This is a genomic window from Pedobacter cryotolerans (assembly GCF_005116475.1).
Classification (GTDB): domain Bacteria; phylum Bacteroidota; class Bacteroidia; order Sphingobacteriales; family Sphingobacteriaceae; genus Pedobacter; species Pedobacter cryotolerans.
Genome location: NZ_SWBO01000011.1, coordinates 1 through 26,502, shown reverse-complemented (window position 1 = coordinate 26,502; position 26,502 = coordinate 1). Strand labels below are relative to the sequence as shown.

Sequence of the window (26,502 nt, the reverse complement as noted above, 5' to 3'; positions counted from 1 at the left end):
ATGTTGAAGGGTTGGAACGTTGGAATGTTGAAAAGTTGCAATGTTTGCGAATTGTTGATTGCCAATTGTTAACTGATACCTGCCAACTATTAACTGCTAACTGCCAACTGTTTCTGATATATTTTCTTCCAATCGACATAACCGAAAATAGCTACGATGAACAAGAATAATGTAAGCAGAGAGAAGAGCACCAAATCTTTATGCCACAACAGTGGGATGGCTACAATATTTGAAACATTAAGAAAAATCCAATTTTCTATTTTACGTCGGGCTAATAACCACATTCCCGCCCAAGCGGTAGATGATACAAATGCATCTAAAATCGGCACATCAGAATTGGTAAAGTTTACAAGCGCATAATACAGCACAAAATATCCGCCAATGGCGATAGCAAAAGCAATTTTATACTCTTCCTTGGTCATCCAACTAACTGGTAAAACTTGATTTTTAGCCTTTCTTTTAGACCAGATGATCCAGCCATAAAAACTCATTACCAAATAATACATGCTCAACAAAGTTTCGGCATACAACTTTGCTTGTAGCTTCAAATAGATACCGAGCAAAATACCTATAATCCCGGCAGGATAAAGTAATATGTTATTGCGCTTAGCCAAAAGCACTTCGGTTACACCAAAACTAACTGCAAACCACTCTAAATATGAGGTTTCTATAATCTGCTCTACAAACAAACGTAGATATTCCTGAATTTCCATTCTCTGAACATTTATGCCATAAGGCGATAAAAATGATTGAAAACTGCTTTCAGGGCGAAACAGTAATTTGGCTGTTAACCTCTTCCCTACGTCGGTATTATCCGCATCAGGTGCGTTTATTGGGTTAGGTTTTGGCGATAAGTGGTTAGGGTTTCCCCTCAGCTTTACCTTTTACCTTCCTCCCTTAAACTGGGTATAATCTCAGCCTGCACAATTTTTGAGTAAATTTTACAAGCACCCCTTTGAGTAAGGCAAATATATATTTAAATTAATAGAAACATAGTATTAAGTTGTAAAGTTTTGATGGAATAGCAGTAATCCTAAAATATTTTTATATTAGTAAAAATTACAACGCTCATGAAAATCTTTTCCTCTCTCTTTATTTTATTCATTTTACCTGTTACAGTTTTTTGCCAAATCAGCGATACTAAGTCTTTTGAAAACGCTATTAATCTTGCTAAAAAAAATGACAAACCATTACTTCTGATAATTTCAATGCCTGCAAAGTATTTAAATAATATACCGGTAAATATTGGATTACAAGACCCTGAAATTAAGAACAAGCTAAAAGAAAGTTTTGTAACATTTGAGACTGATATGAAAGATAGTTCAATAAGGCAAATCATCTTAATGTATAAAATTAACGCATTTCCTTCTTTTGTTTTTATGCATGCAAACAAAGATGTATTTCATAAAGATTTTGGCTCATCAAATACAAAATATAAGTACATACAAATGTTAGCCACTGCGCTAACGCTTAGCAAAGAAAAATCAGTTTCTGAGCTTGAGAAAGATTATTTATCAAACAAAGGGGACAATAATAACCTAAAAAAATTAATAGAATTAAGAAGAAAAAATGGAATTACCGATAATGCTGTATTAATAGAGCAATTCGTAAATAATTTAAAAATAAGTGATTTTAACGATTATCAAACTGTTTTATTCATTTTACAAGCTGGTCCGTTTGCAGATGGTAATGCTTATAAACTAGCCTATAATAATAGAAAAATTGTAGATAGTATTTTTAAAAAAGAACCATTACAGAAAAGGATTGATATAAATAATGCTATTATACAAAACACACTTAACAACGCTGTAAAAAATAAAAACATAAGACAAGCACAAGCAGCAGCTAACATTGCAAGATCTAGTAATGGGAATAATTACGAAATTGCGAACAAAAATGCTGCAAATAATATGTTGTACTATTTTAAATCTGTTAAAGATACATCGAGTTACATTAGAAGCGCTATTCATTATTATGATACTTACTACATGAATATTAGTGCTGATTCTATTAAAAAATTGGAAGCTAAACAAAGACAAGTAGCACTTGATAGGAGTAGACCAACGCTAACAACTGGAAAAAAAATTATATCAAAGGAAAAAATAGATAGTTTGATAAAGGCGAACCCTAATACGGTGAAAAAAGAGACAACGATGGTATCTTCCGCCGTTGGCATACCTTATAACAATTATGCAAATGAACTAAATAATGCTGCTTGGAATATGTATGAAACAGGAACAAAAAACATCAATCACCTACTTAAAGCTGTTACATGGAGCACAAGATCTATTGAGTTAAACCCAATGTCATCTCATCACGATACATTAGCTCATCTTTTTTATCAGTTAGGCTATTTTGAACAAGCTATTAAGGCTCAAGAAACTGCTATAAACAAAGCAAAAATAGAAGGGAGACCTTTCCAAGAGTTTCAAGAAATTTTAAAAAAGATGAAAAGCAAAACACTATAACACCAAAGCCTCAAAGAAAATCTCGAAGCCTTTTTAAAATATCAGTTGTTAAAAGCACCCTCCAATAAATTTAAAATATTGGTTACAACTTCAACACATTACAAATTAGCCTTTAAAGTAAGACGCCACGTTTTGGGTAGTATTTTGTTGTATCCACTTTGTCTTGCCAAATTGCTTTTTCAAAGCTCCAATAGGTTTGTCTTTTACCACTAGAAAAATCGTTATACAACCCTCCCCAACTTTTAAAAAATATTACTTCTTTATTTAAACTTTCTGAATATACAGTTCCTAAAACGTAACTTTCTACAACCCCACTTAAGCTAGTTTTAGACTGTATAGCTTTTGAAAGTTTTATTATGGTTCCTTTTTTAAGCAATTCTACTTTTGTATATTGATTTGGGAGGTGATCTGTAAAAAGAATAGAGTACCGTTTATTTTTATCTTTCAAAGAGAGATTTTCGCATAACATATAATCATTGTTTAATGTAAGCGGTATTCCAATATTTTCTTTAAAAGGGTTTTTGTTCGATTTGTTAGAACTCCTGCAAAATAGGCCAAAGAAAAATAAGATACCGCCCATGCTTAATAAAATTATTAACATCATTTTTCTCTTACATCTGTTAGATATTTACCCTACCAATAAGATTATCTAGCGTTTTGACTTAAAAAAAGCCTAATTGCCCTTTATCATCAATTTTAATATCATCAGGATTGGTGATTTCAAAATCTATTTTTTTAGCTGGTTTTGCCTCTTCAGGTTTTGCTTCTGGTTTGGGTGGTTCAACTTCTTTTAAATCTACTTTTTTAACTGCCTCTGCTTTTGGCTCAGTTTGTACTGGTTCTGATTTAAATATTGGCTTCTTAACTTTAGGAACATCATTTTTCACCTCTACCTTTTCGATTACATCTTGAACAGGTTTTACCACAGGTGAATGATTTATTTCTGCAATTCCATCTGCTTCAATTTCAACAATATTATCCTCAGGTTGTAATCCTTCTTCGACTTCATTTCCAACAGATGAATTGTCCTCATCTCCATCAACCTCTGCAATTTTAGGCTCCACATCTTCAACCACTATAGGTTCAACCAACTCCATTCCAATTTCTGGTGTTGCATCAACCAAAAAAACCTGTTTTACATCGTGTTGCGAAAGTCTGTTTCCATTTGCTTTTAAACCTTTTACATCAATCAGCCCTGCCAAGTCAACAACCAAAGTTTCAGGAGTTTTCGATTTACCTTTTTCTATATCAATTTGTAACTGGGCATCGGCTTTGCCTGTAATAAAAATCATTTTAGAACCTGGCTCTTCGCTAATAATACTAACTTCCTTTCCGGCAGGTTGCAGCTCAAAAACAAATCGTTTTACGAAATAATTTTTTGCTTTTGTATCATAATGAACTAAACCATAAACTCGTTCTGGGTCAAATTTTTGCATTAAAACAATACCCGGATCAAAGTGATTGCTTAAATCAAATGAGGTTAACTCGTACCAACCCGCAGCATTTACTTGTAAAATCTTATCATCGCCATCAAATTCGCCAAGGTATTTTCCTCTACCATCCACATTTAAGCGTTTCAGCAATTCATCATACCAAATCTTTAATCCTGATAAGGTAGAAACGCCTTTGCTTTTAAACAGCACTTTTTTAATTGGATATTTCGATACAATATTACCTTGCGAAGCACGCCCTTTTATGGCGGTTTCTGCAAAATCTAAATCAAACTGTAATTTTTTTAATTTTGAATGTGGCTTCAATTGTATAGTTACAACCTCTGCTTCTCCATTCGGATTTGCCGTAAAATATAAAATTTTACTTCCTTTACTACCTTTGGTTAAATCATATTCTTTATCGCGGGTAACGCCTAAAACAGCAAAACGTTTAATGTAATTTGTTCCGCTAGCACCGTCTCTGTAAATCAAATTGTAAACCGTACGTTCATCACCTTTTTTAAATACTTGCGCATGGATAATTCCCTTGCCTACAAAAGTTTTATCGGCTACCTTGGTTACAATACATTTGCCATCTTCTCTAAAAACGATAATCTCATCAATATCAGAACAATCGGCAACAAACTCGTCTTTCTTTAAGCCTGTACCCACAAAACCATCTTCTCTGTTAATGTAAAGTTTAACATTTGCTAGCGCCACTTTACTGGCTTCTACCCTATCAAACAAACGAATTTCCGTTTTACGTTCTCTTCCTTTTCCGTATTTATCTTTCAGTTTCTGGTACCAAGCAATGGCGTAATCAGTTAAATGACGCAAATGCCCTTTTACAACCTTAATTTCATCCTCCAAAGCTTTCATTTGCTCATCAGCCTTTTTCACATCAAAACGAGTAATGCTACTCATCGGCTTATCAATCAGCTTTTTAAAATCTTCTGGTAAAATTTCTCTGTATAACGATGGTTTAAAGGGATCAAATAATAAATTTAACACTGTAACTACACCATCAAAATCAACAGAATTTTCATATTCAGGGTTTTTGTACATCCCTTCCTGAATAAAAATCTTTAACAACGAACTAAAGAAAATTTTCTCTTGTAACTCATGCAAACGGATTTCTAATTCTCGTTTCAGTAAAAATTTGGTGTGTTTTGTATTTTGCTCAAGAATATCGTTAACCGTTAAAAAATGCGGTTTATCATCTTTAATAATACAGGTATTCGGCGAAATTGAAACCTCGCAAGAAGTAAAGGCATACAAGGCGTCAATTGTAACATCTGGCGAAATACCAGGCGCCAGTTGAATAACTATCTCAACATGTGCAGCAGTATTGTCTTCAATCTTTTTGATTTTGATTTTGCCCTTATCATTGGCAGCCAAAATACTATCGATAACCGATCCTGTTGTGGTACTATATGGCACTTCGGTAATAACCAAAGTCTTTTTATCTTTTTCTGTAATTTTTGCCCTAACCCTAATTCTACCACCACGCATCCCTTCGTTGTAGTTAGAAAAATCGGCCATGCCACCCGTAAAAAAATCAGGCAAAATATTGCTCCTGTTGCCTTTTAAAATTTCAATGGATGCATCTAAAAGTTCCACAAAATTGTGAGGCATTACTTTAGTTGCCAAACCTACGGCAATTCCCTCTGCTCCTTGCGCCAACAATAACGGAAACTTAACCGGCAAAGTTACTGGCTCACTGTTTCTACCATCATAACTTAATTGCCAAATGGTGGTATCTGCATTAAAAACAACATCGTTGGCAAATTTCGATAAACGAGCTTCGATGTATCGAGGTGCCGCAGCGCTATCTCCTGTAATCGGGTCGCCCCAGTTTCCTTGGCAATCAATTAGTAAATCTTTCTGACCAATTTGCACCATCGCATCGCCAATAGAGGCATCGCCATGCGGATGGTATTTCATCGTATTCCCAATTACGTTGGCCGCCTTGTTAAAACGCCCATCATCCATTTCCTTTAGCGAATGCATAATACGGCGCTGCACAGGTTTTAAACCATCGTGTATGTGCGGCACCGCCCTATCCAGAATTACATAAGAAGCATAATCGAGAAACCAGTTTTCATAAAGTCCGTTAATGGGTATAACCGAATGTTTATTTTCCGGATTATCCGGCAAGGCATCTTCGTTTAAATTTTGGTCTAATTCTTCACTCATTCGCTATAAAAGTATTTGGGATGCGTAAATATAAGGCTTGCAAATAGAATTAACGAAGGAAGTTTTTAACAAGCTGTGAAATAGATTTACGATGTTGGATTTTAGATTTTAGAATGAGTTAAAATCAATAATAAACACATTTTGAAAAGCAAAAACAGGAGTTCTTAGTAACGTTCGTCCCGCTGTTCGCTTTATTTCTCCGCCGCGGCGGATACATGTTTGCTGCCATCGGGTTTATTTAATAAAATGTTGTGCAATTATTTGAGGTTGCAGATTGGCTAATAGTTTAACCACCTAAGAAACCTAAGGACACGAAAGAGTATGATTTATATTAGAAGGTTGTCATTCAGAGCGCAGCGAAGAATCTCAATTAAACAACAACAAGATTCCTCCAAAGTCAGGATGAAAAAAAACACCTTACCTAAGGTTTTCTTAGGTGGTTACAAAACCCTAAGCTCCCAACCTATCCTCTACAAAAGCAAATGGAATTAAACTCTTCACACTTTTTACTTTTAAAATTTGTCCATCTATGCAATAAAACAGCACTTCTATAGGCGAATTTTGTCTTTTCTCTACTTCAATCATCACTTGCAAACAGGCACCACAAGAAGTAACCGGATTTACAATTTTAAATAATTCTGTTTGCGCAGTTATGGCCATTTTTTTAATTACTGCATTTGGTTTATGAGCTCCAATACCAAAAAGCGCAACTCTTTCGGCACACAAGCCAGATGGATAAGCCACATTTTCCTGGTTGCTTCCCAAAACAACTTCATCATCACCTAACAAAATAGCCGTTCCCACTTTAAATTTAGAATAGGGAGAATGCGAAGTCGCCATTGCATCAACCGCTTTTAAGCATAATTGCTGATCTGCTGCTTCAAGTTGATTGATACTGTTAAAAGTCTCGTAACTTATTGTAAAATTTTGTACTTCCATATTCCTTTATCCTCAAATAATTTGTGGGGCTATAAACCTAAGTTATTTTTTCTTTATTTTCTAAAGAACTTTTTTAATTAACCGTTGTTTATTTTTTGTACTAGTGGCATAATATTAGCAATAAACTAAACTTACCATCCCAAAATTGATCTCAATTGAATAAATATTTACGTAAAGGCCTTAAGATTTTACTGTGGACAATTGCAAGTGTTATCCTACTTGTTGTTCTTGTTGCACTATCTCTAAATATTCCAGCAGTTCAAAATTTTGTAAAAGATAAAGCAATAACCTACCTTAAAAATAAGACCAAGACAGAAGTTAGCCTCGAAAGCATTAAAATTGCTTTGCCTAAAGATGTGGTGCTGAATAAATTTTACATAGAAGATAAACAAGGTGATACTTTACTTTATGCCGAAAAATTACAAGTAGACATCAGCTTATTTAAACTCTTAAAAAACACTGTTGAGATTAACAGTATTGAGCTAAAAACTATACGTGCTAATGTAAAACGCATCAATCCCGATACTACTTTTAACTTTTCTTTTTTAGTTGATGCCTTTATGAGCGAAGAGAAAAAAGATCCAAAAGTAGATACCACATCAGCCCCGCTTAAATTTAGAATAGACAAAGTTTTGTTTGAAGATATTGGAATTACCTATCGTGATGATGTAGCAGGTAATGATGTTAAACTTTATTTAGGAGAGTTTAAAACCAAAATAAAAGACTTCGATCTAGCCAATCAAAATTATGTGATCAAATCACTTAGTTTAAAAAATACCTCATTAAATTACCTACAGCAAAAACCATTAACTGAACTGGTACAACAAATTACCAAAAGTGTAGATAGCACTGAAAAGGCCACAGGAAAATTGCCGAATATTGAAATCCAAAATTTTGAGTTTAGCAATGTAAAGGTTAATTACGATGACCAGTTAAGTACAACAAAAGCCATTGCCAACATAAATGAGTTGGGTTTAGTAAACTTAAAAGTTGACTTAACAAATGGCAAATACACTGCAGATGAAGCACGTTTAAATAAATCGAATATCTTGTTTGCTTTTAAACCTGCTCCAAGCAATAATTTAGTTCAGGTAAAAGATACGGTTGCAATACAATCATCGCCTTTGGAACTTTTTTTAAAGAAAATTGATTTTAACGACAATACAGTTCAATTTGATAATTTGGGAGCAAAACCTGCAAAAGGCTTAGATTTTAACCACTTAAAAATTACCAACCTTAATTTGGGTGCCAATGATTTAACCTACGCCAATGGCGGCATCATTGTGAAAGTTAAAAACGGTTCGTTTAAAGATAAAAGTGGATTTATTTTAAATGAATTAAGAGGCGATGCAACTTATACTGACAAACAAATTAAGTTAGCCAATTTTGTAGTTAAAACGCCAAATACAAGCATTGATAATTCGACAGAGTTAAACTTTACATCATTAGATGATTTAACAAAAAACCCCGAGCGTGTTAAATTAAACCTCAACTTTAAAAATACGGTAATTGGCTTAAAAGACGCTGTATTTTTCAGTGACGCAATTCCTGCTAATTATAGAAATGAAAAAATAACCTTAAACGCTAATGTAAATGGTTATTTAAACAATTTAAATATCGCTCAGTTAAAAATTAACGGTTTAAGAAATACGCAAATTGACATAAGTGGTGTAGCCAAAGGTTTACCAGATATTAATAAAGCTTACTTAGATTTAAATATTAAAAGGTTTAGTTTAACCAAAAGTGATATTTTGGTTTTAGCGCCTAAAGGATCATTACCACCATCTATAGAATTGCCAAATGCCATAAATGCCAGAGGTAATTTTAAAGGTTCGATGACCGATTTTAATACCAATTTAAATATCCAAACAGACATGGGTAGTGCGGTAATTGTTGCTGGCATGAAAGGACCTAAAGGCAGAGAAAGTTATAAAGCTAATGTGAGTTTAAATAATTTTAATGTCGGCAGATTGTTAAAACAACAGGCAACTATTGGTAGAGTAACGGTTAAAGCTGATGTAGTTGGAACAGGTTTAGATCCTAAAAAAATCAATGCCAAATTTAATGCGAACGTAATTAGTGCGGTTTACAATAAATACAATTACCGCAACTTAAAAATGAGTGGCACTTACGCTAAACAGTTGGTTAACATTAAAGGTAACATGCCAGATAGTAATGCCAATTTCGATTTAGTTGCGCAAATTAATTTGGCAGGAAAATATCCGGCAATAAAAGCAAATGTTGGTTTAAAACAAATTGATTTACAAAAATTAAACTTTAGTCCGACTGAATTTAAAGTTGCCGGAAATATTAAGGCAAATATTACTACAGCTGATGTTGATTATTTAAACGGAGATGTGTATGCTACAGGCTTGCAATTGGTAAAAGATGGAAAGAAATTTAATGTTGATACTGTTCAGATTAACGCGGTTTCTAATGCAACATCAAACAGTTTAAGCCTAAAATCTGAGTTGTTAAGTGCCAAAATTGATGGCAAATATCAATTAAGTAAAATTGGTAATGCGGTAATTAACCAAATTAATAAATACTACCAATTTGGTGAGGTTGTTCAAATACCCGATCAGCGATTTAGGTTTGTGGTAAATCTTTACAACCCTAAGTTTCTACAAGATTTTGTGCCTGAGCTTACTACCTTTTTACCTTCTCGCATGAGCGGATTAATTGATACCGAAAAAGATAGTTTGATCATGAATGCATCCTTTCCAAAAGTAGTTTATGGCGATTTTAATGTGGATAGCATCCGCCTTGCGGTAAATAACAATAACCAAAAGTTAAATTATGCGCTAAACATTAAGAGTATTCAAAGCCCATCTGTTGTGTTGTTTAATACAGAAATTTCTGGTGCTGCTGCAAATAATCAATTAGGCTTAAACATCTTTTTAAGAGACAGACAGCGCAAAGATAAATACGTTATTGCTGGTAATTTTCAGTCTATTAATAAGGATTTTAGATTTAACCTTGATCCAAACAAACTTTTGTTAGATTACGAAAAGTGGACTGTATCTCCAGAAAACTACATTCAATTCGGTCAATCAGGTATTTTGGCAAATCAGTTTAACTTAAGTCAGGGAACACAATTATTAAGCATAAATAGCATAAACAACACACCAAACGCTCCGCTACGTGTAGAGTTTAAAAACTTTGAGATAGAAACCTTAACCAAATTTGCAGATGCTGACACCGCTTTAGTTGGCGGAACAATAAACGGCTTGGTTGATGTTAAAGATTTAGCATCGACACCAAAATTTGAAGCAAATTTGAACATTAACAAATTACGCTACCAAAAAGATGAACTTGGCGAGCTCAGTCTTTTGGTAAATAACAATACCAATAATGCTTTTGAAGTTGATGTGAGGCTTAAAGGTGTACATGAATTAAGAGCCAGCGGTTTTTACTATACTGCGCCACAAAGTGCCTTGGATTTAGCCATTAATATTGATAAAATCGATTTAACCCAAATTGAAAGTGTGAGTATGGGGCAAATAAGACAAGGCAAAGGAACAGTAACCGGAAATTTTACTGTTAAAGGTGAACCTACTGCTCCAAAAATATTAGGTGCGCTGAAGTTTAATGATGCCGCATTTAATGTGGCCTACATCAATTCTTATTTCACAATGCCAACTCAAGAAATTACTTTTAATAATGAAGGAATTAGGTTTGATGACTTTACACTAATCGACTCTTTAGGTAAAAAGGCGATAATTGATGGGAATATTTTTACTACAGATTTTAAAAATATCAGATTTGGTTTGGATATTAGAACCAATAATTTTAGAGCCATTAACTCTACTGCAGCCGATAATGATATGATTTACGGTACGGTTTATTTAACCAGTAACATCAAAGTTAGGGGAGATTTAAACCAGCCAGATGTGAATATGAATGTAAGAGTTGACAAGGGAACGAAATTCTTTTATGCGCTGCCAACATCAGATCCATCTATAATTGAGCAAGAGGGCATTGTACAGTTTGTTGATAAAGACGCTCCGCCTTTTAACGGTGAAAAAGCATTAACAACCGACAGCGTAAGCAAATCGCCATTGAAAGGATTAAACTTAGTAGCAACTATTACTACCGATCCAGAAGCAGAATTAAATGTAGTTGTAGATCCGCAAAATGGAGATCAATTAAACATTAGAGGCGAAGCAAATTTAAACGCGACAATAGATCCTAGCGGGAAAATTAGCATGACTGGCCGTTACGAAGTTGTTGATGGTTCATACAGTTTAACTGTTGCTCCTTTAGGTAAAAGGCCTTTTAAAATTGTTGCTGGCAGTACCATTATCTGGACTGGCGAGCCAACTGCAGCCACGGTAAATTTAACTGCATTATACGAGGTTTTAGCAGCTCCTATTGATTTGTTAAACGAGCCTGAAAACGTACAAGCAAAAACAAAATTGCCTTTTCAGGTTTACCTTTACATGAAAGATGAATTGCTTAAACCGAGCATCTCATTTAAAATAGAATTACCAGAAAACGAACGTACAAGTGCAATTGGAAGCTTGGCTCAAACGCGATTAAATATCATCAACAGAGATGAAAGTGAGTTGAACAAACAAGTTTTCGCCCTACTTGCTTTAAATAGATTTATTGCCAATAATCCTTTCCAAAGTTTAGCTGGCGGCGGCGGCGGTGTTTCTACTTTAGCACGTTCTAGTGTAAGCAAATTATTAACCGAACAGTTAAATAATTTAGCTTCAGACTTAATTCAAGGTGTAGATTTAAACTTTGGGGTTAACTCATCAGAAGATTATTCAACTGGCTCGCTTGAGCAAAAAACGGATTTAGAAGTTGGCTTATCTAAAAAACTATTAAATGATAGATTAACCATAACTGTAGGTAGCTCTTTCGGTTTAGAAGGGCCAAGAACTGCCGGAGAAAACAATGCAAATATTGCAGGAAATGTAAATATCGATTATGCCTTATCTAGTGATGGAAGATACAGATTGAGATTTTACAGACGCGACCAAAATGAAGGAATTGTGGAGGGTCAGATTATTGAAACTGGAGTTGGATTTACATTAGTAGTAGATTACAATAAATTTAGAGAGATTTTTCAAAAAAGAGCAAAGCGATTAAGAAACCAAACAGAACAAAAACCAAAAAATGAGACAACTAATTAAACCTACTTTTATATTATTAGCTTTTGTAGTTTTAGCGAGTTGTAGCACTACTAAAAAGTTAAAGCCCGGACAATATTTATATACTGGTGCTGATGTAATTATCAATCCTGATTCGAGCAAGAAAATAGACAATGAGAAAGACATCAAAATCTCATTAGAAAACAAAACTCGCCCTAGGCCTAACAAATCTTTACTTGGCATAAAATGGAAATTGTTAATTCATAATCTTGCGCCTGATACTGTTAAGCCAAAGGGAATTGGTAATTGGCTTAAAAATAAAATTGGTGAAAAACCAGTTTTATTAAGTGAAGTTAAAATCCAATATAATAACGATGTATTAGAGAGTTTTTTGATTAGCCAGGGATATTTGCAAGCAGACGTTACTGGAGATACAGTAATTAAAGGCAAAAAAGGTAAAGCTGTTTATACCGCAAATACAGGTATTAGATATAAAATTAATAGCATTACTTTTCCGCCAGATACAGGAACGTTAACCAAAATCATCAATATCAATAAAGATAAAACCTTATTAAAAGTTGGTAATTTTTACGATTTAGATACTTACAAAAACGAAAGAATAAGAATTGATAATGATTTAAAAGAAAGCGGATATTTCTATTTCAGTCCTGATTATTTGATTTTACAGGTAGATAGTACTATTGGAAAAAACTTGGTTGATATTAATGTTGCGATAAAAAACACTACGCCAGATGCAGGATTAAAACCCTACACCATAAATAACATCAACATTTTCCCAAACTATAATTTAAGAAGAGATAGTTTATTAAGAACATTAGAACCTAATAAATACCACGATTTTAATATATACGACGATAGAAACACATTTAAACCAAAGTTATTTGATCGTTTAGTTTTCTTTAAAAAAGGCGAAAACTATAACCGAACCGATCATAATCAATCCTTAAATAGAATGGTTAATTTGGGTGCATTTAGAGATGTTAGAGCTGAGTTTTTACCATTGGATAGTTTTAAAAACAATCAACTTAATTTGAACATTTTTTTAACCCCTTTGAAGAAAAATTCATTGAGCTTTTCGGTTACTGGAACAAATAAATCGAACAATTTTGTAGGTTCGGAGGTAAAGGTTACGCAAACCACACGTAATTTATTTAGAGGAGCAGAACAATTAGATGTGAGTGCCAGCGGTGGTTTCGAAACGCAGTATAGCGGTTTAGCAAAAGGATTAAATTCATATTCATTAACGCTACAAGGTAAATTAACTTTTCCTCAGTTTATTGTTCCGTTTTACAAACCTAGTTCAACAAATGCTTTTATCCCTAAAACGGTAGCTTTACTCTCATATCAGTTGTTAAATAGAGGTTCGCAGTACTCGCTTAACGCATTTAAAGCAGAATTTGGATATAATTGGAAAGAAAATGCTCGTAAAGAACATACTTTTAATCCTATTTCTGTTAATTATGTACAAGCTGGTTTCCCTAGTGATACAACTGAAGAACGCCTTTATAGAGAAAACCCGGTATTAAGGAGCTTATTAGAAAATCAATTCATTATTGGTAGTAATTATAATTTCACTTTCTCAAATCAAATGGAAGATTATAGAAGAAACAATATTTACTTTAATGGAGGAATTGAAACTGCTGGTAACGTTTGGGGGCTTTTTGTAGCTAAAAACAACTTAGGCGAAAAAAGATTATTTAATACATCTTTAAACCAATTTGTTAGATTAGAAGCTGATTTAAGAGATTATTACAAGATTAATAGAAATATAACTTGGGCAAGCAGACTTAATTTAGGGTATGGTTTTGCTTATGGCAATACCACAACATTACCTTTTGTTCGGCAGTTTTTTGCTGGCGGAAGTAATGACATCAGGGCATTTAGAGCAAGAACACTCGGCCCTGGAACTTATAAAGTACCTGACGACCAAACGTTTTCAGACCAAGGTGGTGATATAAAAATGATGCTGAACACAGAGCTAAGGTTTAAAATTGTGAGTGTTTTGCATGGTGCTGTTTTTGTTGATGCTGGAAATATCTGGCTTAGAAAAGAAGATACAGGAACGCCAGGAACTACAGATTTGGGTAGGCCAGGATCTGGATTTAAACTAAATAGAGCTTTTACTGAGTTAGCGATTGGTACTGGTGCAGGTTTAAGAGTTGATGCCCAAATTTTTGTAATTAGATTAGATGGTGCATTTCCAATTAGAAAACCATTTTTACCTAATGGACAACGTTGGGTTTTAAATGATATAGATTTTGGAAGTAAAACTTGGCGCAGAGAAAATTTTATTTTAAATATTGGCATCGGATATCCGTTTTAAATTATGATGATTTTAATTAAAAAGATTAGAAGTTTTTTTATTGTATTATACCATTTGTTTATTGCTGCTGGCAAGGGTTTTATAGAAGATAGAGTTTTGAAACTTAGCGCTGCATTAGCGTATTATACCATATTCTCGTTAACTCCTTTAATCATCATTATAATTTCTGCTGTAAGTATTTTTTTAGGCGATAACATGGATCCTAATACCAAATTATTTGGTGAGATTAGTGAAATGATTGGTGTTGATGCAGCAAATCAGTTAAAAGGTTTTGTTGACAATGCCAACTTCTCAGGCAAAAGTACATTGGGGTTAATAATTGGTGTAGTAACTTTACTTATTGGATCTTCTGCCATTTTTATAGAAATACAAGACAGCATCAATTTAATATGGAAAGTTAAAGCAGTGCCAAAAAAAGGATGGAAAAAGTTAATTACTAATCGCTTATTATCATTCTCTCTCATTGCTTCATTAGGCTTTTTACTTCTAGTTTCTCTTGTTATCAATAGCGTTGTGGTGGGTATTGGCAATAAATTAGAAATATATGCATCAAGAATTGGAATTGAAGAAGTTTCAGGTTTTTTTATGCTCATTGTAACTAATGTTTTAACACTTGCCATAGTAACCATAATATTTGCCGTAATATTTAAAGTGTTACCCGATGTTGATTTAGAATGGAAGCCAGCGTTAATTGGTGCATTATTTACTGCGTTAATGTTTAGTCTGGGCAAATATGTAATTGGCATATACATAGAAAAAGGTAACCCAGGTTCTGCATTTGGTGCCGCAAGTTCAATAATTGTAATATTGGTATGGATCTATTACACTTCTGTTATTTTATATTTTGGAGCAGAGTTTACGCAGGCTTATGCAGAAAAATACACAGATGGAATTGCACCGAGTAAATATGCTGTTCACTTAAAAACTATTGTTGTAGAGAAAAAAGTTGCAGTGTTGCCTCCTCAACATCCAGAAGATACGGTCGATTGCCCAGAAGAAACTTAGTTTTTCTTTAAATAGGTAGCAATTTTATCAATTAAATCTCTTTCAGAAAATGGTTTTAACACTAAATCATCAATACCAGATTCTATATATTTTTTCCTATCTTCTTCTAAAACATTAGCAGTAACCCCTAATATTGGAATTTTTGCCTTTTCCCTATCCGCATTAGCTCTTATAACTCTAGTTAATTCAACTCCTCCCATTTCAGGCATTTGAATATCGGTTAGCACTAAATCATATTCATTAAGCTTAAATAACTCGTAAGCTTCAACACCATCATGAGCTGCATCGCTAATTATTTTATATTTCTTTAATACAGTTTGGGCTAAAAGGATATTCATTTTATTATCGTCGGCCAATAAAATACGTGCTCCTTCTATTCCGTTTATTTCTAGGTTAGTTTTTATTTCATTTTTTAAAGCCAAATTATCAACATCAATTTCATAAGGTATTTCGAAACTAAAAACAGAACCCTTTCCCAACTCACTTGTTACGCCAATGGTTCCGCCCTGAAACTCTACTATTCTTTTACAAATAGCCAAACCTAAGCCGGTTCCTTTTTGTTTAATTTTGGTAGAAGAATAATAAACTTGTGCAAATTCATCAAATATCATATCAATATCTTCATTTCCAATCCCTATACCTGTATCAACCACTTCAACTTTTAACAAATTTTGTTTTTTTGAAAGATTACCCACCTCCACTTTTAGTGTAACAGATCCTTCATCAGTAAATTTAATGGCATTACTAAGCAAATTCATTAGCACTTGCTTTAATCGAAGTGGATCACCCGAAAAACACAAATCACTTTTAATGGACATTTCCTTATTTAGTTCGATATTTTTATTGATTGCTTGAATTTTAATACTGTTAAAAACATCAGTAATTGCATCAAACGGAATGAATGAAATATGATCAAAACTTACTTTACCTGTTTCATACTTAGAAAAATCTAAAATATCATTCACAACTTCTAATAACATGATTGATGAACTTCTTATTGCATTAACTTGCTCAGATTGTTGTAAAGTTAATTCACTCTGCGTAAGTTGCTCCGAAAAACCGACTACAGAATTTAGAGGAGTTCTAATTTCATGACTCATATTTGCTAAAAATCTACTCTTAGAAATAGCATATTGAGAGGCTTTTTGGCTATAATGGATTAGATCGCTTTCATTTTTAAATATTTTCCAGAGATTGTATAATATTGCCAAAACAAGTGCTGAAAGCAATATCAAACTTAAAACAAAAATCTTATCAATGCTTTTAAAAGTTTCTTCTATATTACTTTTAAATTCTGCCTTGTTTATTTGTACAAAAGAAATTTCTTTATCCTTGTAACGCTTTAATAAACTTACAATTTCTGTAATAATTCTGGTATTAAGCTTAAGAATAGCAATCTCATTTTTTTTCAGCATATTATTTGCCGCATATAAATTGCGGAAATAATTATTCATGTTTTTTAACTGAAGCTTGTTGAAATTTTTGCTTTGTAAAGTAGTATCCAATTTAATTTCAGTTCTTACAAATTTAACCGAAGTATCAGCAACTTTATTTTTATTCTTACCCCTAAATAAATCGCCTACTTTTTGTAAAAATTTCTTATCCTCGGCAATTTGAGATGTATGAATGGTATCTACCGTAACCAAAGTTTTAAACTGTTTATAAGTTAGCTCTTTGGCTTCATTAATTTTAAATGTAGCATTAGAGGTATCTATTCCTGTTGATACGCTAATTAAACTATCAGTTAATTGCCTCAATTTGAGATAAAGCTGGGTTCTAATCCGCTTTTGAACAACTAAACTACTTAAACTTTTGGGCTCTTTATTTTCATTGCCATCTGCGGCACTTTTGATATTATTTAAAATACTTGAAACAAAATTAATATCGCTAGCAAATTGTTTGATGTATTCTTTTTTACCGGTAACTGCATATAACCTCGAGTTATTATCTGCTTTGTACAGTACCACTATGCAAGAATCAATAAGAGAATAATCCTCTTCTAGTTCAGAAAGTTGTTTAATATCATTAGTAAGATCGTTTACTTTACTATATTTTATGTAGAAAAAAATAGCACAAATAAATAAAGTTAAAATTAGAAATACTAAAAGGCCATAACGAGTTGAGGCGTTTTTTTTAGAAGAAAAAGGCATAAATATTTGTTAAAAAATGTACATCTCCTAAATCAGATTTAGGGTAAAATATCATTAACAAATAGGGATATGCAATTATACGTTAAAAAAATGTTGTTTCAGGAAATTATTTTACTTTTTTAAGCAACTTCTACAAGATTAGTATTCGCTGCATTTCGCTCCTCATCTCCTTCTCTAATTTCATCCTTTTCGATGCGCAAATTTTTGATGATGTGCTGTTGCCTTTCGGGTGTATTTTTACCCATGTAATACTCCAATAATTTTTTAATCGTTTGCTCTTTTAAAATCACTGGATCTAATCTGATATCCTTGCCTATAAACAAGCCAAACTCATCAGGAGAGATTTCTCCCAAACCTTTAAATCTAGTAATTTCTGGTTTACCACCTAACTTTTCAATGGCATCTCTACGCTCTTCTTCGCTGTAGCAATAAATGGTCTCCTTTTTATTTCTAACCCTAAATAAAGGCGTTTGTAAAATATAAACATGACCAGCCTTCACTAAATCTGGGAAAAATTGCAAAAAGAAAGTCATCATTAACAAACGAATGTGCATTCCATCTACATCGGCATCGGTAGCAATTACAATGTTGTTGTAGTGCAAACCTTCCAATCCATCCTCAATGTTTAAAGCATGTTGTAAAAGGTTAAATTCTTCATTTTCATAAACTACTTTTTTGGTTAATTCGTAGCAGTTTAAAGGCTTTCCTTTTAGGGAAAAAACAGCCTGACAATCTACATCTCTAGATTTGGTGATCGAACCAGAAGCAGAATCACCTTCGGTTATAAAAAGTGTAGTATCGTATCTTTTCTCGTGGTTTGAGTTAAAATGCACCTTACAATCTCTCAGTTTTTTGTTATGTAACGATGCCTTTTTAGCTCTATCATTGGCTAATTTTTTTATCCCAGCAATGTCTTTACGCTCTCTTTCAGATTGGATAATTCTTTTTAAAAGTGCGTCGGCAACATCTGCATGTTTGTGCAAATAATCATCTAATTCCTTCTTCACAAAATCATTTACAAAACCTCTTACCGACTGCCCTTCTGGTGCAATTTTCTCTGATCCTAACTTGGTTTTTGTTTGCGATTCGAAAACAGGTTCTTGCACACGTATAGCTACAGCAGCAATTATAGATGCTCTTACATCATTGGCATCAAATTCCTTTTTATAAAACTCACGAATTGTTTTTACAACCGCCTCTCTAAAAGCGGCTTGATGTGTTCCACCCTGTGTAGTATATTGTCCGTTTACAAAAGAGTGATAATCCTCGCCATATTGTTGGCCGTGGGTCATTGCTAACTCAATATCGTGCCCTTTTAAATGTATAATTGGATAACGAATTTCTTCAGGCTTATTTTGTTTAGATAATAAATCGTATAAACCACGCTCCGAAAAATATTTTTGATTGTTGAAGTTGATGGTTAATCCAGTATTTAAAAACACGTAATTCCAAATCATGCTCTCCACAAAATCTGGTATGTAATGGTAATTTCTAAAAATAGTTTCATCAGGATAAAAAGTGATCGCGGTACCATTACGCTGCGTAGTTTCAATTTCTGGGTGTTCTAACGTAATTAAGCCTTTGCTAAATTCTACCTTTTTAGTTTTACCATCGCGATAGCTTTGTACTACAAAACTTGTAGATAAAGCATTTACTGCTTTTGTACCTACCCCATTCATCCCTACAGATTTTTGAAAAGCATTGCTATCATACTTACCACCGGTATTCATTTTACTCACACAATCAATCACTTTACCCAAAGGGATACCACGACCATAATCTCGGATATTTACTTTTTGGTCACTTAGTGTAATATCAATTGTTTTTCCTGCACCCATCATAAACTCATCAATAGAGTTGTCCATGATTTCTTTTAAAAGCACGTAAATACCATCGTCTTGTGCAGAACCATCGCCAAGTTTACCAATATACATCCCTGGTCGGCGACGAATATGTTCTTGCCAATCTAATGATTTGATACTATCTTCGTTATAAATCGGTTCTGCCATAGTTTTATGATTAATATGCGTCATTGCGATACCGATTTTTCATCGGGAGAAGCAATCTTTCTAGCAAAAAAGATTGCTTCGTCGTTTCACTTCTCGCAATAACGATTAGTTAAAACAGAAACAACTCAGCATTACAAATTTAATTTAATCTTAGCGCAAATCAATTACAAAGTTTCCACAAATGAACATTCGCAATTTTATTGCTCCTCATTTCAAACTTTAAACTCCAAACTAAAATCCCTATCTTCCAAAATCAATTTAAATTACAATGCCTGAAAAAAAACAACTCTCACTATTCGATCTTGCCATGATTGTGGTGAGCTTGGTAATTGGTATGGGGATTTTTAGAACTCCTGTAAACGTTGCCAGCAAAGCTCAAATACCCGAACTCTTCTTTTTAGCTTGGATTGTTGGTGGTTTCGTTGCCCTTTGTGGCGCTTTAACTTATGCCGAAATTGGCTCAAGGTTTCCTGTAACTGGCGGATATTATAAAATTTTCTCGGTCTGCTACCATCCATCCATAGCTTTTGCTATTAATTGCATTATCGTAGTATCTAACGCTGCTTCGGTTGCGGGTGTTTCATTAATTGGCGCCGAATATTTAAGCAAAGTTATTTTAAGTGCTGATATGCAAACGGCAGAATATCGAATCGCGATTGCTGCTGTAAGTATTATTATATTTTATTTAGTTAACCTATTGGGATTAAAAACCAGTTCGAGAACACAAAATGTGCTTACTGTGATTAAAATTGTAATGGTACTTACCTTAATTTGCGCTGTATTTTTTGGCGAACAAACCTCTAGCATTACGCCAATTTTTAACACCACTACAGGTTTACCAGCCACTTGGAGCGATTATGGAAAAGCACTCGGACTTTGTTTAATTGCAGTTTCATTTAGTTTTGGTGGCTACCAACAAACCATTAATTTTGGTGGCGAAGTTAAAGAAGCTAAAAAAGTTATTCCTCGTTCTATCATCATAGGATTAGGAATAATTATCACTTTGTACATGGCAATAAACTATGCTTATGTAAGGGTTATTGGTTTCGAGCAATTAAAAACAGCCGAAAGTATTGCAGCCATTTTAGCAGGAAAAATTTTCGGTCCGGCAGGTTTTACTGTACTTTCTGTGTTGATATTTTTCTCTGTTTTAGGATACGTAAACGTAAATCTATTAAGTAATCCAAGGGCAATGTATGCCATGGGCGAAGAAAAAGCGTTACCAAGTATTTTTACTAAAAAGACCAAAAAGAATGAGGTAATGATTGTGAGCCTAACTGTTTTTACGCTTATTTCAATCTTAACTTTATTTTATGCGCAAACCTTCGATAAAATTTTAAATTACACCATTTTTTTAGATAGTATAGGGATGGCTTTTTCTGCCGCTGCAATTTTTTATTTACGTAAAACAACGGCTCATTTAGATAAAAGCACCATTTATACCATGAAATTTTATCCAATAATGCCCATCATATTCATTGCCGCATATTTGTTTGTTACAGTAAGTATTTATGCAGATGACCCTAACGCAGCTACAAATGGTTTAATCATCTTTTTAGGTTTTGTAGCAATTTATTTCATTACAAAATTTTTCAATAACAAAAAGGCGACTAACCAATAATGGATTTATCTTACATTTTAAACGAATTAGGCGAAGAACGCGAAAACTATTTTAATGCAATTGCGCCACCAATTATACAAACCAGTAATTTTAAGTTTAACACAGTAGAAGATTTTAGGGCAGCATTGGCCGATGAATATCAAGGTAATTTATATTCTAGGGGCTTTAATCCGACAATTGATATTTTAAGAAAAAAATTGGCTGCGCTGGATGGAGCTGAAGATGCCTTGGTTTTTAGCAGTGGTATTGCGGCAATTACGGTTCCTGTTTTGGCTTTACTGCAAAGTGGTGATGAAGTAGTTTGTGTAGAAAACCCATACAGCTGGACCATTAAATTATTTAAAGAGTTTTTACCAAAATTTGGGATAACAACCACATTTGTAGATGGTACAGATTTGAGCCAAATCGAAAATGCCATCAACCATAAAACAAAGTTGATTTATTTAGAGTCTCCAAATACTTTTAGTTTTGATGTTCAAAATCTGGAAGGCGTGTCTAAAATTGCAAAAGCAAATGGCATTTTAACAATGATTGATAATAGTTATTGTTCGCCACTTTACCAACAACCCATTGCTTACGGAATTGATTTGGTAGCACAATCGGCTACTAAATATTTAGCAGGCCATAGCGATGTAGTTGCCGGAGTTGTGACAGGCAAAAAAGAATTGTTAGAAAAAATTTTCAACAAAGAATATTTGAATATTGGCGCAGCATTGGCACCTCAAAATGCTTGGCTGTTGTTGCGTGGTTTAAGAACTTTACCTATTCGCCTCGAAAAAATTAGCGATACCGCAGATAAAGTAATTGCTTATTTAAACGCACACCCAAAAGTGGAAAGGGTTTTGCATCCTTTTAGTGCCACCAACAAAGATTTAGCATTGGCCAAAGCGCAAATGAAAAAATGTGGTGGTTTGTTTAGCATTGTTTTAAAAGATGCAGATTTACTTAAAATTGAAACTTTTTGCAATGGTTTAAAGCACATTTCAATGGCAGTTTCTTGGGGCGGATATGAAAGTTTGATCATCCCGGCTTGTGCGGGCATAAGCAAAGCTGATTTTGATGCCAACAATAATAGACACGTGTTGATAAGAATTTATGTAGGATTGGAAGAAGCTGAGTATATTATCGCTGATTTAGAACAAGCACTCTCAAAAATATAAATGCCTTTACAAACACTACCTTTTAAAAAACAATTAGCTTATTGTGCCGGAATGATGGGCTGGAGCGTGATGTCAAACATTATCATTGTGATGCTCCCCTATTTTTATTTACCGCCAAATAATGCAGGTTTATCGCCATTAATTCCGCAATTGTTGGTTTTTGGTGCATTTAATATTCTCTCTTTAATTTTAGCTTCAGGCCGATTGTTTGATGCGGCTTACGATCCGTTTATTGCTTCGGTAAGTGATAGCAGCACCAACCCAAAAGGTAGGCGTTTCCCGATAATGAAATGGGCAATTTTACCAGCGGTGATATTTTGTAGCTTGGTTTTTTACCCCTTGGTTAAAGGAGAAAACATAAATAATGCTTGGTGGTTAACATTTGTTTTAGCTGGATTTTTTGTATCAGTTACGACTTATATCATTCCGTATAATGCGCTTTTGGCCGAATTAACTCACACACCCGAAGAAAAAGTAAAACTTTCTACCTATCAGCAAGTGGGTTTTGTTTTAGGGATGATTTTAGGGGCTCTTTGCAATAACTTCGCCGATTTAATTCAGACTGTTTTCCACGTAACCGAACGTTTTCACGCTTTGCAATATACCATTTGGGCATTGGCTATTTTTTCTGGTTTGGTTATGTTTTTACCTATTATTTTCATCAAAGAGAAAGATTATGTAGAAAGTAAACCTACACATATTCCGTTGCTGCCTGCCATTAAAAGCACTTTTAGAAACGCAAATTTTAAATATTACCTTATCTCAGATTTTACTTATTACACGGCATTAAGCCTGATGAGTAGCGGTTTGTTATATTATGTAACCGTTTTACTCGGCCTACCCGATAGCGATGGTGGTAAATTTATGGGCACAATGGTTTTACTTTCTTTGTTTTTTTATCCATTTATAAATGTTGGTGCTAAAAAATTCGGCAAAAAGACTTTGGTGCTTTTAGCTTTTGGTATTTTGAGCTTAATCTTTGTCACCATTTTCTTTTTAGGGAAGTTACCATTTACACCAGCAAACCAAATGTATTTATTGGTTGCTTTTGCTTCATTTCCATTGGCGGCTTTAGGTATTTTACCAAACGCAATTTTAGCAGATATTGCTCAAAAAGACACCCTAGAAACTGGCGAAAACCACGAAGGAATGTTCTTTGCTGTTAAATATCTTTTCGTAAAACTTGGGCAAACTTTAGGGATTGCCATTTTTGCAATGCTAACTATTTACGGTAAAGACACTGGCAATGATTATGGATTACGCTTAAATGGCGTGGTTGGTTTTGCGCTTTGTGTTTTGGCTTTGTTATTTTTTACGAGGTTTAAGGAGGCTAAAGAGAAGTGAGATTTGAGTATTGAGATATGAGATTGGGAGCTAAATAAATAGTATGAAAAGATTTGAAATTTTAAATTCTTTGCCTGCTTATGGACCTATGTATATTTCTATTACAGCAGATGGTGAGCCGTATTATTCTGAAGGATTTGTTGTTAGATTTTTTAAAGCGGATGGAACAAATTGGGTTGCCAATTTTAAACCTGGCTGGACTGACTTAGTCTATGTTCACGAATTTTCAGAAAGTAATAACCTATTAATTATAGCTCAAGGACTATGTTATATTATTAATGTAGAAGAAACAAAAGCTATCACAATATTTGGAGGAGGCTATCACAATATATTTCTTTTTAGTGATGAATATGTTATTCTATGTGACGATATTTCTTTAACAATTGTAGATAACTATGAAAAATATTGGCAGTCGGAAAGGATTTCTTATGATGGAATTAAAGATGTTTCATTTGAAGAGAATATTGTTAGTGGATTAGCCTTTGACCCAACAGATAATGATAATGAATGGAAAGAATTCACTTACAACATTGAAACAAAAATCTTAAATGGAGGAAGTTATCCGTTTGAAAAACCAAAGAAAATATCTTGGTGGAAAACGTAACCCATTCCATTTTACATCTTACATTTCCCACGCCCTTCTTTCTTCACTCTATAAACCTGACTTAGCGGAAATACTTTTACCAAGTCCCCTTTAGGGGATTTAGGGGTAAAAGATTGTAGCGAGGGCAGGGCTGTAATTGCCGAAAAGCACTAACATCAGTTTCCAATTATTCCCAAAGGGATGCCTTTGGCACATTCAGCAGATTTCAAACACAACAATTTAACAATCTAACAATAAAGCAATCCATCTTCCATTTTCCCTCTTACATCTTACATCCATTTATTTTACTTACCTTTGCAGCGAAGCAGAATTTCTTTATCATTTAAAGCAAAACACAAGCTAGTCCTTCTCATAATGATTGTTCTAGCTTCTTCGACATTTTACATTTAAAAATTATACTTTGTTATTTTCAGAATTAAACCTCATAGCCCCTATTTTAAAGGCGCTTGAAACCGAAGGTTATACACAACCTACACCTATACAGGAGCAATCTATACCCTCTATTTTACTAAAACGCGATTTATTGGGTTGCGCACAAACTGGTACTGGTAAAACCGCAGCATTCGCTATACCGATGTTGCAATTATTAGATAAACCACATTTAAACACAAAAGGACCTAAACCAATTAGGGCCTTAATTTTAACGCCAACTAGAGAATTAGCCATCCAAATTGAAGAAAGTTTTAAGGCTTATGGCCGCAACTTAGCTTTAAAACATTTGGTAATTTTTGGCGGTGTTGGACAAAAAGCACAGACTGATGCTTTGCATAGAGGTGTTGATATTTTGGTGGCAACGCCTGGCCGTTTATTAGATTTAATGAACCAAGGTTTTGTAAACTTACGTGATATCGAGATTTTTGTATTAGATGAGGCCGACCGTATGTTAGATATGGGCTTTATCCACGATGTGAAAAAAGTAATCGCAAAATTACCTGCAAAAAGACAGACTTTGTTTTTCTCGGCTACAATGCCAACAGAAATTCAGAAATTGTCTAGCACTATTTTAACGAACCCTGTTAAGGTTGAAGTTACTCCGGTTTCTTCTACGGCAGAAAAAATACAGCAAGCCGTGTATTTTGTAGAGAAAAACGACAAAAGAAGTTTGTTAGCACATTTGTTAAAAGACAAAGCGATTGAAACTGTTTTGGTATTTACACGTACCAAACACGGCGCAGATAAAGTAGTTAAGGATTTGATCAAAATGAATATCAAGGCTGAAGCTATTCACGGAAATAAATCACAAAATGCCCGTCAGAGAGCGTTAACAAACTTTAAAGCTCGTACCACCAGAGTTTTAGTAGCTACTGATATTGCTGCTCGTGGTATTGATGTTGATGAATTGGCACACGTAATTAACTACGAATTGCCAAACATTCCTGAAACTTATGTACACCGTATCGGTAGAACTGGTAGAGCTGGGTTAAGCGGTATAGCCTACTCGTTTTGCGATGGCGAAGAGAAAGAATTTTTAGACGATATTGAGAAATTGATTGGTTTAAAACTTCCTGTAATCGAAGATCATCCTTATGCAATGAGCTGGCAAAGTTTAATGAGTGCAGCTGCTGCAGCTAAAAGTGGTGGCAAAAAGAAAGGTAACCAACGTGAACCTCGTGAGCGTGAACCAAACTTAAGTGGCGCTAAAAAGAAACCTAATGCTGGTGCTAGAAAACCAAACCATACAGGTAGCACTGCAAGTGCAAACGCTGGTGGCGGCAACAGAAGGTTTAGCGGAGGAGGCAATAGAAGAAGGGATTAATCAGAATTTGTCATTCCGAGGAACGAGGAATCTCGTTTAAAGAATGCTTTTAAGAGAGATTCTTCCTTCGTCAGAATTGTAAAGGTTTAATAATTCGGTAACAGATTTTGGGTTTTTGAGTAGCATTAATTTAGTTGTTATTTTCGTTATTCCCGCTTAGTTTTGCCATCTCTGCTGGAGTTTTGCCATTGATGCCCTGATGCGGTCTTTGCTGATTATAGTATAGCATGTATTGCATCAGTTCATCTTTTAGTTCTTCTATTGTATCGAAGTCCGTTTCTTCTATCAGATCTTCCTTCAGTGTTCTCCAGAACCGCTCTACCTTTCCATTGGTCTGTGGCCTATAGGGTCTTGTGTACCTGTGTACAATATCA

15 protein-coding genes and 2 pseudogenes are annotated in these 26,502 nt (G+C 34.1%); 9 read left to right on the top strand and 8 right to left on the bottom strand.

The genetic code is table 11. The features are described from left to right. Positions 1-89: 89 nt before the first annotated feature. Positions 90-713 (bottom strand): nicotinamide riboside transporter PnuC, encoded by a 624-nt coding sequence (gene pnuC, locus FA045_RS15790; protein WP_136878051.1) that lies wholly within the window; start codon positions 711-713, stop codon positions 90-92. A gap of 357 nt (positions 714-1,070) precedes the next feature. On the opposite strand from pnuC, the gene FA045_RS15785 reads away from it, so the two are divergent. After that, complete coding sequence (locus FA045_RS15785; protein ID WP_136878050.1) at positions 1,071-2,468, top strand: thioredoxin domain-containing protein; 1,398 nt, start codon at positions 1,071-1,073, stop codon at positions 2,466-2,468. 112 nt (positions 2,469-2,580) lie between these two features. On the opposite strand, the gene FA045_RS15780 is transcribed toward FA045_RS15785, so the two are convergent. The 3 genes from FA045_RS15780 to FA045_RS15770 all read right to left on the bottom strand — a co-directional run bounded on the left by FA045_RS15780 (position 2,581) and on the right by FA045_RS15770 (position 7,033). After that, on the bottom strand, positions 2,581-3,072 hold the full coding sequence (locus FA045_RS15780; protein WP_136878049.1) for a hypothetical protein: 492 nt from the start codon (positions 3,070-3,072) through the stop codon (positions 2,581-2,583). Positions 3,073-3,130: 58 nt separating this feature from the next. Continuing rightward, positions 3,131-6,094, bottom strand: coding sequence for a DNA gyrase/topoisomerase IV subunit A (locus FA045_RS15775; protein WP_136878048.1), 2,964 nt, complete (start codon positions 6,092-6,094; stop codon positions 3,131-3,133). A gap of 450 nt (positions 6,095-6,544) precedes the next feature. Continuing rightward, a complete protein-coding gene (locus FA045_RS15770; protein WP_136878047.1) occupies positions 6,545-7,033 on the bottom strand; it encodes a cytidine deaminase in 489 nt (162 codons plus the stop codon). Between the two features lie 155 nt (positions 7,034-7,188). Between FA045_RS15770 and FA045_RS15765 the strand changes: the two genes are divergently transcribed. Genes FA045_RS15765 through FA045_RS15755 form a run of 3 tightly spaced genes read left to right on the top strand, consistent with a single transcriptional unit; the run spans position 7,189 to position 15,484 of the window. Continuing rightward, positions 7,189-12,177: a translocation/assembly module TamB domain-containing protein gene (locus FA045_RS15765; protein ID WP_136878046.1), complete on the top strand. Its 4,989-nt coding sequence runs from the start codon at positions 7,189-7,191 to the stop codon at positions 12,175-12,177. Then, positions 12,161-14,479, top strand: coding sequence for a translocation and assembly module lipoprotein TamL (gene tamL, locus FA045_RS15760; RefSeq protein ID WP_136878045.1), 2,319 nt, complete (start codon positions 12,161-12,163; stop codon positions 14,477-14,479). The genes FA045_RS15765 and tamL overlap by 17 nt, the downstream gene beginning before the upstream one ends. Positions 14,480-14,485: 6 nt before the next feature. Continuing rightward, entirely contained in the window at positions 14,486-15,484 is a 999-nt protein-coding gene (locus FA045_RS15755) for a YihY/virulence factor BrkB family protein (protein WP_136878128.1), read from the top strand. Here the strand turns inward: FA045_RS15755 and FA045_RS15750 are convergent. Continuing rightward, positions 15,481-17,634, bottom strand: a complete 2,154-nt coding sequence (locus FA045_RS15750; protein WP_136878044.1) for an ATP-binding protein — start codon at positions 17,632-17,634, stop codon at positions 15,481-15,483. The genes FA045_RS15755 and FA045_RS15750 overlap by 4 nt on opposite strands. A 119-nt stretch (positions 17,635-17,753) precedes the next feature. Further along, the gene (locus tag FA045_RS15745; RefSeq protein ID WP_136878043.1) at positions 17,754-19,643 is read right to left on the bottom strand and encodes a DNA topoisomerase IV subunit B; all 1,890 of its coding nucleotides are present in this window, start codon (positions 19,641-19,643) and stop codon (positions 17,754-17,756) included. 268 nt (positions 19,644-19,911) lie between these two features. Between FA045_RS15745 and FA045_RS15740 the strand changes: the two genes are divergently transcribed. The 5 genes from FA045_RS15740 (at position 19,912) to FA045_RS15720 (ending at position 26,128) form a co-directional block, all read left to right on the top strand. Beyond that, entirely contained in the window at positions 19,912-21,264 is a 1,353-nt protein-coding gene (locus FA045_RS15740) for an APC family permease (RefSeq protein ID WP_136878042.1), read from the top strand. Next, the gene (locus FA045_RS15735; protein WP_136878041.1) at positions 21,264-22,424 is read left to right on the top strand and encodes a trans-sulfuration enzyme family protein; all 1,161 of its coding nucleotides are present in this window, start codon (positions 21,264-21,266) and stop codon (positions 22,422-22,424) included. Before FA045_RS15740 ends, FA045_RS15735 begins: the two co-directional genes overlap by 1 nt. Further along, positions 22,425-23,768, top strand: a complete 1,344-nt coding sequence (locus tag FA045_RS15730; protein WP_136878040.1) for an MFS transporter — start codon at positions 22,425-22,427, stop codon at positions 23,766-23,768. It begins immediately after the preceding gene. 43 nt (positions 23,769-23,811) lie between these two features. Next, the gene (locus tag FA045_RS15725) at positions 23,812-24,372 is read left to right on the top strand and encodes a hypothetical protein (RefSeq protein ID WP_136878039.1); all 561 of its coding nucleotides are present in this window, start codon (positions 23,812-23,814) and stop codon (positions 24,370-24,372) included. A 400-nt stretch (positions 24,373-24,772) separates the two neighbouring features. Further along, positions 24,773-26,128 (top strand): DEAD/DEAH box helicase, encoded by a 1,356-nt coding sequence (locus FA045_RS15720; RefSeq protein WP_136878038.1) that lies wholly within the window; start codon positions 24,773-24,775, stop codon positions 26,126-26,128. Positions 26,129-26,258: 130 nt separating this feature from the next. Here the strand turns inward: FA045_RS15720 and FA045_RS15715 are convergent. Continuing rightward, positions 26,259-26,438 (bottom strand): annotated as a pseudogene (locus tag FA045_RS15715) (integrase core domain-containing protein); the annotation flags it as partial. After that, positions 26,423-26,502: pseudogene (locus FA045_RS19215) on the bottom strand (integrase core domain-containing protein); the annotation flags it as partial. The pseudogenes FA045_RS15715 and FA045_RS19215, both read right to left, overlap by 16 nt.

Coding starts and splice junctions, on each gene's coding strand:
- pnuC (WP_136878051.1), bottom strand. CDS start 713: ATGGAAATTCAGGAATATCTACGTTTGTTTGTAGAGCAGATTATAGAA.
- FA045_RS15785 (WP_136878050.1), top strand. CDS start 1,071: ATGAAAATCTTTTCCTCTCTCTTTATTTTATTCATTTTACCTGTTACA.
- FA045_RS15780 (WP_136878049.1), bottom strand. CDS start 3,072: ATGATGTTAATAATTTTATTAAGCATGGGCGGTATCTTATTTTTCTTT.
- FA045_RS15775 (WP_136878048.1), bottom strand. CDS start 6,094: ATGAGTGAAGAATTAGACCAAAATTTAAACGAAGATGCCTTGCCGGAT.
- FA045_RS15770 (WP_136878047.1), bottom strand. CDS start 7,033: ATGGAAGTACAAAATTTTACAATAAGTTACGAGACTTTTAACAGTATC.
- tamL (WP_136878045.1), top strand. CDS start 12,161: ATGAGACAACTAATTAAACCTACTTTTATATTATTAGCTTTTGTAGTT.
- FA045_RS15755 (WP_136878128.1), top strand. CDS start 14,486: ATGATTTTAATTAAAAAGATTAGAAGTTTTTTTATTGTATTATACCAT.
- FA045_RS15750 (WP_136878044.1), bottom strand. CDS start 17,634: ATGCCTTTTTCTTCTAAAAAAAACGCCTCAACTCGTTATGGCCTTTTA.
- FA045_RS15745 (WP_136878043.1), bottom strand. CDS start 19,643: ATGGCAGAACCGATTTATAACGAAGATAGTATCAAATCATTAGATTGG.
- FA045_RS15740 (WP_136878042.1), top strand. CDS start 19,912: ATGCCTGAAAAAAAACAACTCTCACTATTCGATCTTGCCATGATTGTG.
- FA045_RS15735 (WP_136878041.1), top strand. CDS start 21,264: ATGGATTTATCTTACATTTTAAACGAATTAGGCGAAGAACGCGAAAAC.
- FA045_RS15730 (WP_136878040.1), top strand. CDS start 22,425: ATGCCTTTACAAACACTACCTTTTAAAAAACAATTAGCTTATTGTGCC.
- FA045_RS15725 (WP_136878039.1), top strand. CDS start 23,812: ATGAAAAGATTTGAAATTTTAAATTCTTTGCCTGCTTATGGACCTATG.